This window comes from Paraclostridium dentum, assembly GCF_012922555.1.
Lineage (GTDB): Bacteria > Bacillota > Clostridia > Peptostreptococcales > Peptostreptococcaceae > Paraclostridium > Paraclostridium dentum.
The window spans coordinates 1080553-1093718 of sequence record NZ_WIPK01000001.1 but is presented as its reverse complement, the minus strand read 5'-3'; the positions used below and the strand labels follow the sequence as shown (position 1 = coordinate 1093718).

Here is a 13166-nt window from a genome sequence, read left to right as displayed (position 1 = left end):
CTTTTAACAGAAGGTAACGTCCTTTTTTATGTTCAAGAAGTTTATGATTAATTAATATTTGGGGATAACTTATGAAGTATAGTTACATCAAAAACTTGGGAAAAGTAACAAATAACATTTCTAGCAACTGAACACGAATTAATACCTATTTGAGAAGCGAAAATATAATGGAGGAAGAACTTATATGAAAATAAAAAAATCTATATTATCTATGATATTAGTTGCAAGTTTAAGCGTATGTTTGATGGTAGGATGTACACATTCAGATAATTCATCAAAAAACTCAATTGAAGTTGAAACTCAAAAAACTAAAGCAAACGAAACTATTGAGTTTTTTGAAAATTACTCAAAAAAAACTAACACCCGAGATGGATTATATGAAGTTAAACAAGATTTATCTAAAAAGATATCAAAATCTATAATAGATAGTGGACTTAGTGTTGCAGATTCTAATCCAGATGGTAGTTTCGTATTATCGCTAGGAGGTTTTGAAAGTCCTCCTACAAAATCTATTCAAAGTCTATATTACTCTATGTATGAAGACTATAAAAAAGGAAAGTCTATAATAGATATTTTTTGGGTTAAAGAATATCCTGAAAATGATAAATATATTAAAGCTACATACAACATATTTAAGTCGTTAACTAATACTACATTAACAGAGAAAGAATTCTTTGATAAAGTTGAAAAAACATTTAATGAAGAAGAGCGTCTTGTAGAACTTCCCTATAACGATGTTATACAGGTTGAAGTTGTTAAAGTTAATAAATCTGGAAAACACATTAAAACTTTACAATTGAGATGTAACTATGACTTTAATATCTCAAAGTCGTAGTATATTAGAAAACTTAAACATATTTAAAGTTCATTATATTGAATTTAAATAAGGGAACTTTTATTAAAATAAGGAGGTCTATATGAAAAAATATATAGCTATTTTTTTCTTATCAATTATAGGATTAACAGGATTTTACATATATAATAATAACTTTAAGCCTTGGAGTGAAGCAGAAAAATATATTAATAGATATATGGAAGCGCAGGGGGTTTTAAAAGATGATATAAGTAAAATTACGAAAGAAAAAGCAAAAATAGCAAGTTATGATGGAATTATTTACAAGGTATCTTATAAAAATGATCCTAAGTATAAATATCAATATTTTTATAGTGATGATTACTATGCTTTATACATAAACAAAGTACTATTTCAGATACATGACTTAAGTGACGGTCATGAATTAGTAAAGCATGATGAACTTAAAGATGTAAAATATCCACCAATTTATTTAGATAAATAATAAAGTAATTAAAAAAGCTCTATTAAATTTAATAGAGCTTTTTATAATAAGTTTTAATGAATTTTTGTATTTCTCTGCTAAATATTTCATAGTTTCAAAAATTTTAGATCTTTCATCTGTACTTTCTTTATATGGAAATATGATTGAAACATCTTTAAACATTTTCTAACTATCCTTTTATTAAAAAACTAAAAATATAATTTATATATAGATTTATTTTCTTCCATCCAAATATGCATATCTTTTAACATAACATCGTATGGATTTACTTTATAGTTAAAATCTTTTTTTACTGAAACTAAGCTCTTATCGCAGTAAATTTCTTTAAATTTTTCTATTTCAATATTATTTTTTTTGAATTCACTTTTCATTAAATTTAGTAAATTGTATTTAGAGATCTTAGTCTCGTTAGCTATGTTATAAATACCTTGTATATTTAAATCCAATGCTTTATCTATAACCTTTGCAAGTTCTAATGTTGTAATTCCATTCCAATACACATTAGTAAAACCTTTTATAATTCCTTCTTGATGCATAAACCAGTTAAATAACCCACTTCCATTTTTTAATTCAGGACCTATAATAGAAGTTCTAATTGTAAGTGAATTCTTACCATATATTTCTCCAAAGTTTTTGCTCAATCCATAAATGCCGTCTTCATCTTTAAAAGATTCCTCTGAATAATTTCCCTTAGAGCCATTAAATACACAATCTGTACTCAAATGTAATATTTTTATATTTTTGATTTCTCCTAGTCTATCTAGCAGTTTTGGGAAAAAAGTATTTACATATATAGTATTTTTAATATCTAGTTCAGCGGATTTATTTAATACGCCTATGCAGTTAATAATTACATCTGGATTTATATAATCAATTATACTGTTTATTTTATCAATGTCGTTTATATCACATAGTATGCTATTTTCATTTAGTTTGGAATTATGACAAACATTATATACAGTGTATTTTTCTTTAATTTTAGATAGATACATTGCAACCATGTGTCCCGCCATTCCCGTAGCACCAAATATTAATACTTTTTGCATATAAACCCTCCTTAGTGTTTATTCCAAATATTTCTATTTATATAATCGATGTAGCTAACAATACATCGTACAATTTTTTTTGAAACATTTTCAGTATCATAATCTTTTACTATATTCATACAGTTATCACTAGACTGACCAACTACAATATCTATTGAGTTTTGTATTGTATCGTAGTCTAAGCCACTCATTATTAAGGTACCTTCATCCATACCTTCAGGTCTTTCATGGGAGTTTCTTATAGTTATTGCAGGAAATCCTAGTATAGAGGATTCTTCAGTTATGGTACCACTATCAGATAAAGTACAATATGCATTCAATTGTAAATTTATATAGTCAAAGAAACCTAATGGTTTTAACAAAATTATTCTTTGATCTAGTTCTAGATTTTCTATAAGGTCTATTTTTTTTTGAGTTCTAGGGTGTGTAGAAAAGATTATTTTTTTATCATAATGGTTTGCTATTTTATTTAATGAAGTAAGAAGCTGTGTAAAATTATCGTCTATATCTAAGTTTTCTTCTCTATGGGCACTAACTACGAAGTAATCTTTTGGATTTAAGTATAGGTATTCTAATATGGAAGACTGATTAATTTTATCCATATTATACTTAAATACTTCTTTCATGCTAGAACCAGATTTTATTATAGTTTCTGGTCGTATTCCTTCAGATTCTAGGTATTTTCTTGCATGTTCTGTTAAGGTAAAATTAATATCGCTTAAATGGTCTACGATTTTTCTGTTTATTTCTTCGGGGACTCTTAAGTCAAAACATCTATTTCCCGCTTCCATATGAAAGATTGGTATCTTTTTCTTTTTAGCGGCAATTACAGATAGGCATGTATTCGTATCTCCATATATTAAAATTGCATCGGGTTTTTCTATATCTAATAATTCATTAACTTTTACTAAAATATCAGCAATTGTTTCTATAGCATTACCTTTTGCTGAATTTAAGAAATAATTTGGTTTTCTTATTTCTAAATCTTTAAAAAATACTTCATTAAGTTCATAGTCATAATTTTGTCCAGAATGAACTATTATGTGGTTAGTATATTTATCGAGTTCATTTATAACTCTACTTAACTTTATTATTTCGGGTCTAGTTCCAATTATAGTCATTACTTTTATCATAATTTAACCTCACTCAATTGCTTTATTTAGGAAATGAATTTAGTTTATTTTTTATAAAATCAAGGCTTAATAATAAATCTTTTGTTTCTTCCAAGCTCAATCTATAAGTATTATGAGAATTATAGTCTTCTAGATAAGAGACATGGTCTTTTCCAGATATAAAATACTTATCATAATTTAAGTCTCGATTATCAGCCAAAATTCTATAGTAAGAACCACAATCTTCAGATTTTGAAAGTTCTTCTCTTGTAGCTAATGTTTCATATAGCTTCTCACCATGTCTTGTTCCTATAGTTTTGATTTTTATATCGGATGCATCAAATATTTCAATCAAAGCTTTTGATAGACATTCTATAGTTGAAGCTGGTGATTTTTGTATGAATAAATCGCCTTGGTTGCCATGTTCAAATGCATATAAAACAAGGTCAACTGCATTATCTAAACTCATCATAAATCTTGTCATATTTGGATCTGTTATAGTTAAATCTTTTTTACTTTCTATCTGTTCTATGAAAAGAGGTATTACGGAACCTCTAGATGCCATGACATTTCCATATCTAGTAATACAGATTAATGTATCATGAGGGTCTAATAATCTAGATTTAGAGATAGCTATTTTTTCCATCATTGCTTTTGATATGCCCATTGCATTTATAGGATAAGCAGCCTTATCAGTACTCAGACAAACAACTTTTTTAACTCCATTACTTATGCATGCATTTAAAACATTTTCTGTTCCTAATATATTTGTTTTAACTGCCTGAATAGGGTAGAATTCGCAAGATGGAACTTGCTTAAGAGCAGCTGCGTGAAATACATAATCAACTCCTTTTAGCGCATAATTAATGCTATCGTAATCTCTTACATCGCCAATATAAAATTTTATTTTACCATTGTTGTATAATCGTCTCATATCATCTTGTTTTTTTTCATCTCTACTAAAAACCCTTATCTCTTTTATATCTGAATTTATAATTTTTTTTATCAAAGCATTTCCAAATGAACCTGTACCACCAGTTATTAAAATTGTCTTATTATTAAACATATTTTCACCCTTATTTAATTAATTTTAATGTCGTTATGTTTAATATTATGATGAAAAAGTTTGAGGTGTGCATAATAACATAATTTTTAAAATTTCATATTATAGAAATATAGAATGCTAATTAGCTTTCTATATTTCTATAATATAAAAGAGGTAACTTGATATGGAAAATAAAATTATTATGGTTATAGACATACCATTTAATGTACCAGAAAATCCATTTTGGCCAGGATTTAAAGATGTATATAATGATTCTAAAAAATTATCTCAAACTAAAGAATGGATTGAATATAGAATTGAAATTTTTAATAAATATACTTTACGAAGTTTAAAAAATCAAACTAATCAAAACTTTAAATGTATAATGAGATACACAAAAGAAACTGAAGAACTAGTATTTAATGCATTATCAAAATACGATAAACTGCCAGATAACGTAATTTTTACCTACGATGGAGATGAAACCATATATGATTTAATACAAGGGTATGATTATATTTATCATATAAGAATTGATAGTGATAATATGTTTAGCAAAGATTTTATTGATATATTATATAACACTCCATATTATGAAGAATTAGAATGCATATTATGCCAAAAGGGATATATGTATGAAATAGAAGGGGATAGGTTAGCATCGATGGATCATGGTTCTCCATCGTTTTATGCTTTAGTGTATACTGTAGATGACTTTTATTTTGGATTTAGACATAATACAGAACCTGATCATTGGGGAGCTGCAAACTTAACTCATGAAGTAATAGATAAACATTGTTATCTAGTGATTGTACATGAAAAAAATGTAAGCAATAGTTTTAATATGGTTCTTAATTATCCACATATAAAAACTGTAGAAATTTTTAAAGAGGAAAAAGAGTCGATTTTAAAAAGTTTTGATTTAAAATAAATAAAATTAAAATAGCAAAGTTTAATAAATTAAACTTTGCTATTTTAATTTAGAATAAGTTTTCTCTAAAAGGTATTTCTATTTTTTCTTTATAGGAGTCAATATTATGTTTAATAGTATTTTTTATATCATCGTAGTTATTATTTATATAACTTATGCAATCTAGAATATCGTCATACAATTTTTTGGAATCTGTAGGGACAATAAGTTTATCACAATCAATAGACTTCGCGAAATCAAAGCACTTAAATCTATATCCTAAGCAAATAAAAGGTGTATTTGCGACAGCAGATGTTATATTTCCATGAAGCTTGAAGTTTATAGAAAATTCACATCTTTTTAATAAACTCATTAATTGACCACCACTATATATATTTGTATCAACAATTAAATTATTACTAGGTTTAATTTTTTTATAAAAATCTAAAAAAGGCTTTAAGTCTTGTTCCCACATTATATATAGATAAACTTTATATCCGTTGTCTATTAAATAATTACATACTTTTGCAAGTTCATCAGATACGCTTTCTTCATCATTACCATAAATCTTATTTAAACTAGAACCCCAGTTTACAGCAACAATTTTATCTGATGGATCTAATGTAGTTATAGGCATATAATCTACTAGAGGTTTTTCTTGTAAAGCAAATCCTGGATCTCCAGAGATTATTAACTTACTAATATCAACAAATGATTTTTTTATTAAATTATAAGTTAAAGGACCTCTAACACCAACAAATTCACAGTTAGGTATTATTTCTTGTAAAATGATTTCACTATCATCAGGGAATAAATATGCAGGAATATTTTCTTCCATTAAAGATACTATATAATCTTTTTCTGCCCAATCATATCCACTTCCCCAGATGAATATTTTAGAACCAGATTGAAAGCTTCTGTAAAGTATTTCTATATAACCAGGAAGTAAAAGTGATCCACCTCCTAAGACAACAACATCGTAGGTAGGTAAATTATTTAAATCGCTATCTTCAAAATTATTTACTATTTTATATTTTTCAGAGACACCATGTTTTTCACATAGATCTAAGAATATATTCCACATAAGCTCATCGCCTATGTTATTTTGGCCAAGCCATCCAATATATAATAACTTTTTCATTTAATCAGCTCCATTTTAATGAAAGTTTTTAAGTGAGTTCATATAAATACTTATTAGTCTATCTGTGTTGGATTTTATATCGAAGAAATTTCTAGCCCATTCATAGCAAGATTCAGCATATTCAGAAAGTCCATCTTTATTTTCATATACATATTTAATATCGTTATATAGGAATGAAGCATTATTAGATTTTATAGATTTATGGTCACCAAAATAAACTCTCCATGCACTTTCAATATTATCATTGCTAAGTATACCGAAGTAACCATTATTACCAGATGCAATAACAGGTTTTTTACAAGCAAAAGCTTCAATTGCCACACGACCTGTGCCTACGATACAATCAGCATTAAGATAATAATCAACCACATTTGTTTTACCACCAACTAGATGGATACATTTTTTTCCCAATAAAGCATTAGTTCTATTTGCAATACCAACTAATTGGTTAAAATCGGGACCATCACCAACTATAATTAGATGTAGGTTTAAATTTTCAATACGAACAAGGTCACGACAAACCCTTAATAAATTTTCAGCAACCCTTGTTTTACTCCAAGCTATCCTAGAACAATAAACTATAGTAAATGCATCTTTATCAATACCAAGTTCTTGCTTTATAGATAAATTAGGAGACTTAGAAACATAATTATCAAAATCTATAGAATTTGGAATTACAGTTGATTGTACATTATACTCAAGGAGCCAATCATAAGTAGGTTGGCTAACACTTATTACAGAGTCAGATAAATTAAGTCTGTCATATAAAATATCGTAATAGTAAAGTCCATGAACAGTAAAAATACATGGAATTTTAAGCTCTTTACCTATATCTATACATAATGCTCCGGAAGGGGACTGATGAGCATGAATTATATTTATATTTTCAGCCAAGATTATTTGTTTTATTTTATTTTTATATCTATTTTCAGTTGCTAAATCTTTTATCACATAAAGAGGGAAATCAATATTATAAATCGTGCATCCTAATTTAAGGAACTCAGATGAATAAGGTCCATGATCTGCTAATAAACAAACTTTTATACCTCTATCTAAAAACTCTTTAATAAGACTGTATACATGAGTTTCTGTTCCGCCTATGTTTAGACTATCTAAAACCATTAAAATTTTAAAATCTTTTTCGTCCATAGCAAACTTATTTATATCGTAATATATTTTTGAACGTTGATTTTCATGTAATCTATAATAATATAGCTCTTCATCTATATTATCTATTCCAAATGGTAATAATTTTGTAATAAACTCATAGTCTTCGGCTCCTTCAAGTTTTCTTGAAAGTCCACCTATACTATCAAATACACTACCTTTAATCAACAAAGAACCATGACAAACACAGTTAAGACCTGTTGAGTATACGTCTTTTATTTTATCTACTCCAAACTCTATACCTGTTGGTTCAGATACTGGAGTAGGATTATTATTTTTAAAAGTTGCATAGTTAGTTCCAACTGCGTGTATTTCTTTATGTTCATTTAAAAAATTGACTTGTTTTTCTATTCTATCCTTATGAGATTTATCATCTCCATCGTGCATTGCTATATATTCCCCTTGAGCTAAAAAAAGGCCATATGTTACAGCTCCTGAAAATCCAACGTTTTTTGGTAGTTCTATTAGTTTTATATAATCATCATTTTTAAAAAAATGTTTGTTTTTTATTATCCAGTTTTTGATTTTTGATACGCTATTGTCTGTTGATTTATCATCAACAATAATAATTTCTATATTTTCGTAAGATTGATTAAGTATAGAGTTTAAGCATTCTAGGATATAGTTTTCATTATTATAGTTTGATATAACTATACTAACTAATCCATCAATTCTACTGAATTTCATAGAAATAAACCTCCTTTGTAGTCTATTGGAATAATATCGAAACATAAACTTAATTAGGCAATATACTATATAGTATATTATTTAAAAAAAATTGATACTTAAATATAAAAAAAGGTGGTTTTATGAACATACTTATGTTAATAGATCAGTTTAGTGTTGGGGGTACAGAAACTCATGTGCTTACACTGTGCGAGGCTTTAAATAAGGTTAATATTAAAACAATAATTGTAACTTTAAATGAAAATAAAATTAGAAGTCCATACAAAAGTAAATTTATTTTTAAAGTAATAGACCAAGATGAATATGTACCTAGAATTGAAAGTTTAAAAAAGCTTGTAAATTTATATAAAATAGATTTAATACATTGCCATAGTTTAGAAAGTATGATTCTTGCAAGAAAATTATATGATATAACAAATACACCTTATATAATAACTGTTCATGGGCTTTACTATCGTAAAGATCTCTTATTATATGCATGTGAAAAGGCAAAGCATGTAATAGCAGTTAGCAAACCAGTAGAAAAATTAGTATCTGAAAGTATCTCTGAAAATGGTATAGATAAAATATCACTAATTTATAATGGAATTAAAATTAAAAAAGATTATGAAATAGTTCAAAATAATAATTTGAAATATAAACTTGGGATTCCAGTTAATGCTAAAGTAATTTTGTATTGTAGCAGACTTAGTTTTAGTAAAGGGAGATTAGCTGAAAATTTTATACATCAATCGAAAAACTTACTTAAAGATAATATATATATATTAATAGTAGGAGACGGAGTAAAGAAAAAATCAATTGATTTTTATGTAAATCAAGTAAATTATGAATATAAGGAAAATAAAATAATAACATTAGGCAATATTTATAATATAAATGCTTATTATGGAATAAGCGATATAGTAGTTGGAACTGGAAGAGTTGCAATTGAAGCATTAAATTTTTCAAAACCAATAATTTGTAGTGGGATAAAAGGTTATTTAGGAGTATTTAGTTTTGAAAACCATAGTGAAATTTTAGACACCTACTTTGGTGATCATGGATATAATCGTAGAGTTGAAAAATTAGACATTGAAAGTAGTATAAGATATTTATTAGAAAATCAGGATAAATATAAAGAAATATCTGACTGGGGAAAGTCATATTGCGATAGTAATTTTAACTTAGAGGAATTAACAGCACAATATATAGATATTATTAGTTAAAAAGATGATTTTTATTATGTAACAAGATTAAATGAAGGTTCATAAAGTAATTGTATATTGTATGACAATTTTATATATAAATATGACATCTCATAGGAGTGATACAATAATATGATTGATCAAAACTTAGTTAAACAGAGAATAGAACTAGGATTAGATTGGATTAGTTCCAATCAAAATCAAGATAAATCTTTTGGTGAGCTATACCCAATTCTAAATACCGCTTTAGTAGTTTTAGAGTTAGAGCAATATGCAATAAGCATAGGGGTATCTCCATTAGATGTATCATATAAGTACTATAATAATTTGGTTGGTGCATTAGAGTATTTATTTTCAAATGTAAAAATGAATGATTATGGTATTTATTATGAAGAAGATGAAGATATAAATCTTATCACAGGGGTTGTATTAGCATCTATATGTTCAAGTCAAGCACCAGAAAAAATAATAAATAACGGACCGAATTTTATTCAAGGATTGTCTTATAAAAATGTAGCTCAGTATATAATTAATTATTTAACATATTCTCAAGATCATGATGGTGGATGGGGATATAGTATTAATAATTATGATAACGTAGCAAATAACTATGTTTCAGGGTATATTGGATTAGGTTTATTATTTGCTAAAAATCCTTTATATAAATTTGACTTAACAATATCTGATGGTCTAGTTGATAAACTTACAGGTTGGGTAAATTATATACAAAATACTAATGGTGGTTCTGGATATAGCAGCCCAGATGAAGGTTTAGATATTTTAAAAACAGGAAATTTATTGTTACAGATGCATTTTTTAAATTTTTCTAAAACAGATAGTAGAGTTACATCAGCAGTAAGTTATAAAGCTAATATGTGGTATGAACCAGCTTGTTTTATGTGCCAAGGTTGGAATTCAAGCCCAGTGGCTAACTATCAAGCGACATATGCCATTATGAGTGGATTGACAGGTTATGGATTTTCTCAAATTAACCAAACTGTCCCTCCGTTTAATCAAATAAACTATATTGATGATATTACAACTGTTTTATTAGAGCAACAGAATATAAATGGGTCATTTAATGCAAATCCTCAAGATTTCCAACAAAGTGACAAAATGTTGTCATCTATATGGGCGTTGCTAACTTTGCAAGCAGTTCTTACTAGAAGTGAAAATATAACTATAGAACTATCTAGTGATAAGTCGGTTGTAAAAGTAAATGATATTGTAACATACACTGTAAAAGTATCAAATATAGGCAATATAAATGTACTCAATTCTATTATTAAAGATGAATTACCAGCCGAATTAAGCTTTATAGATGGAAGTGTTACAATAGATGAACTTTCCTACCCTGAAGCTTCTCCGATAACTGGAATTAAACTAGATTCAGTAAGTATCGGTCAGAAGTTACAGATATCATTTAAATGTACAGTTTTAGAATCCACTAATACAAATATAGACAATAGAGTAAGTATTAATTTCGGCTATTATTTGCCATATGGGATAATAATTCAGAATAAAACAAACTACTCTAATATAGACTCTATAAAATTTGCAATAGCAAGCTTGGGTATAAACGCTGAATTAAATAAAACGACAGCTGTCGTTGGGGAAATATTAACTTATACTATAAATATAAATAATAATGGGGGCATTTATTTAAACAATATTGTTATATTAGATAGTTTAGATCCAAACCTTCAATATATGAACAATTTAAAAATAAATGGAATTCCTACAGATGGAAATATAGTAAATGGTGTAAATATAGGAACTTTAAATGTTGGAGAAACTACTACAATAAGTTTTGACATTAAAATAATTAGCGTACCTCCAAGTGGAACAATATCAACTCAAATAACAGCAAACTTTGACTATGACAAACCTGTATCTATTGTAAGAGTAGCGGTTAATGAGGATATAAATAAAAATAGGGCACATGCATCAGACTCAGTAACTGTTAATGTTACTATTAAAGTAGATGTAGTTAACCCGGAAGTATCAGTATCTAAAACATGTAGTAAGACCTCAATAAAAATAGGAGAAACTGCTATTTATACTATCGAAATATTAAATAGTGGAAAGTTAGATTCGATATCTACTAAGCTGATAGATATATTACCAATTCAATTACAAGTCGTGGAAATAAAAGTAGATGAAAAAATTGTATATGGAGATTTAACAGCAGGAATCAATTTAGGTTCAATTGCCAGTGGTGGAAGAAAATCAGTATATATAACTGTTAAAGGGGTAGATGCTCTAGAAAGTTATAGAAATACAAGTATTACAACTATGGAGTTTTTACCTATTGTAGGAGGTCCTATATCCACTTTGACAATAAATTCGCCTTCAAACAATACTCTTTCTGTTACAGGAGCTAAACTAGTATTGACTCAGTTAATACACCCTACAGATTCTTCAGTAGGTGGAGTAGTTAGATTCGATATAAAAGTAAAAAATACAGGGGGGATATCCCTTAAAAACACTATTGTGTCAAATTTGCTACCATCAACTTTACAGTATATCCCAGAAAGTTTATATATAAATGGATGTAAGGAAGCTTGTCAAAATATATCATGTGGTATAAATTTAGGTATTGTTAACCAAGGTCAAGAATATACGATTCAGTTTAAAGTTAAGGTTGTTAGTGAGTTATTTAATCCAATATATAACTTTAGTCAGGCTTACTATTATTATGATGTATCAGGGACATTAAAACAGATGTACTCTAAAAGTAATATAGTATATTTATTCATAGACTAAAAAATTTTAATAAGATAGATGCAATTTAAAAAGTAGAAAACAAATAACAAAAAATATAGTTAAAATTGAAGAGTTATAAAAATAGATCCTGCAGAGTAAATAATAAATAGTTTATTCTGCAGGATCTATTTTTTGAAATTAAAAAAATAATAATCCACATTTAAATAAATGGAATATAATTATTTCTTTAATCCTAAATCTGAAAGCATTTGAGATATACCATATGATTCATCATATTTTGAGTAATATTCTTTAAAAACATCATCAATAGAAGAATTTTTATGAACTTCAAATTCAATTCCTTGAAACTCAGCTTTAATACAATTTAGAGTAGTATCATTTAAATAGTTTTTTAATCGCAATATATAGTCTTTTATTCCTTCTTGTGGAAGTACATTGAGCTCTTCAACATTTTTAGCAATTATATAACCGGATTGGTTGATTTCCTCAAAAGAAATATTTTGGATTAATTCATTTTTAAAACTTTCAATTGTATTTTCATCAAGTTCTAATTCATCTATATTTTTAAGATCTAAAAACTCTTGGATTTTGTCTAAAATTAGAGAATCGTTCCAATCGTATTTAATACAAGTATTTTTATTTTTAATTTCATTTTTCATAATGCAAATCTCCTAAGCTAAACTTTTGGTTTTATATCAAAATTATATCATTTTATATAAAAAATTAAAAAAATATTTAATTCATAAAAAGTATTAAGCTAATATTATGTAAAAATTTAACAAAAACTTTACTTAACATATTATAAAAAAAGCCGAAAGTATAATTAATAAATGAAGATAAAACTCTTAA

The 13166-nt window shown here is 26.8% G+C and carries 11 protein-coding genes; 5 read left to right on the top strand and 6 right to left on the bottom strand.

The window, feature by feature from the left end; all coding sequences use genetic code 11:
* Positions 1-184 precede the first annotated feature (184 nt).
* Positions 185-835, top strand: a complete 651-nt coding sequence (locus GFJ41_RS05260; protein ID WP_170074783.1) for a hypothetical protein — start codon at positions 185-187, stop codon at positions 833-835.
* Between the two features lie 82 nt (positions 836-917).
* Complete coding sequence (locus GFJ41_RS05255) at positions 918-1298, top strand: DUF3139 domain-containing protein (RefSeq protein WP_170074782.1); 381 nt, start codon at positions 918-920, stop codon at positions 1296-1298.
* A 188-nt stretch (positions 1299-1486) separates the two neighbouring features.
* Here GFJ41_RS05255 and GFJ41_RS05250 read toward each other — a convergent pair whose 3' ends face one another.
* Genes GFJ41_RS05250 through GFJ41_RS05240 form a run of 3 tightly spaced genes read right to left on the bottom strand, consistent with a single transcriptional unit; the run spans position 1487 to position 4522 of the window.
* The gene (locus GFJ41_RS05250; protein ID WP_170074781.1) at positions 1487-2344 is read right to left on the bottom strand and encodes a dTDP-4-dehydrorhamnose reductase family protein; all 858 of its coding nucleotides are present in this window, start codon (positions 2342-2344) and stop codon (positions 1487-1489) included.
* 11 nt (positions 2345-2355) lie between these two features.
* Positions 2356-3477: a non-hydrolyzing UDP-N-acetylglucosamine 2-epimerase gene (wecB, locus tag GFJ41_RS05245; RefSeq protein ID WP_035116698.1), complete on the bottom strand. Its 1122-nt coding sequence runs from the start codon at positions 3475-3477 to the stop codon at positions 2356-2358.
* A gap of 22 nt (positions 3478-3499) precedes the next feature.
* A complete protein-coding gene (locus GFJ41_RS05240; RefSeq protein WP_085281905.1) occupies positions 3500-4522 on the bottom strand; it encodes a polysaccharide biosynthesis protein in 1023 nt (340 codons plus the stop codon).
* A gap of 163 nt (positions 4523-4685) precedes the next feature.
* Here GFJ41_RS05240 and GFJ41_RS05235 point away from each other — a divergent pair, with 163 nt between their 5' ends.
* Positions 4686-5432, top strand: a complete 747-nt coding sequence (locus GFJ41_RS05235; protein ID WP_170074780.1) for a glycosyltransferase — start codon at positions 4686-4688, stop codon at positions 5430-5432.
* A gap of 49 nt (positions 5433-5481) precedes the next feature.
* Here the strand turns inward: GFJ41_RS05235 and GFJ41_RS05230 are convergent, their stop codons facing one another.
* Positions 5482-6552 carry a polysaccharide pyruvyl transferase family protein gene (locus tag GFJ41_RS05230; protein WP_170074779.1) on the bottom strand — a complete coding sequence of 357 codons (1071 nt, stop codon included), beginning with the start codon at positions 6550-6552 and terminating at the stop codon, positions 5482-5484.
* A gap of 15 nt (positions 6553-6567) precedes the next feature.
* Positions 6568-8406: a glycosyltransferase gene (locus GFJ41_RS05225; protein WP_170074778.1), complete on the bottom strand. Its 1839-nt coding sequence runs from the start codon at positions 8404-8406 to the stop codon at positions 6568-6570.
* A 122-nt stretch (positions 8407-8528) separates the two neighbouring features.
* On the opposite strand from GFJ41_RS05225, the gene GFJ41_RS05220 reads away from it, so the two are divergent.
* Positions 8529-9611: a glycosyltransferase gene (locus GFJ41_RS05220; protein WP_170074777.1), complete on the top strand. Its 1083-nt coding sequence runs from the start codon at positions 8529-8531 to the stop codon at positions 9609-9611.
* Between the two features lie 111 nt (positions 9612-9722).
* Positions 9723-12356: a DUF11 domain-containing protein gene (locus tag GFJ41_RS05215; protein WP_170074776.1), complete on the top strand. Its 2634-nt coding sequence runs from the start codon at positions 9723-9725 to the stop codon at positions 12354-12356.
* Positions 12357-12535: 179 nt separating this feature from the next.
* On the opposite strand, the gene GFJ41_RS05210 is transcribed toward GFJ41_RS05215, so the two are convergent.
* Positions 12536-12976: a hypothetical protein gene (locus tag GFJ41_RS05210; protein ID WP_170074775.1), complete on the bottom strand. Its 441-nt coding sequence runs from the start codon at positions 12974-12976 to the stop codon at positions 12536-12538.
* Between the last annotated feature and the right edge of the window lie 190 nt (positions 12977-13166).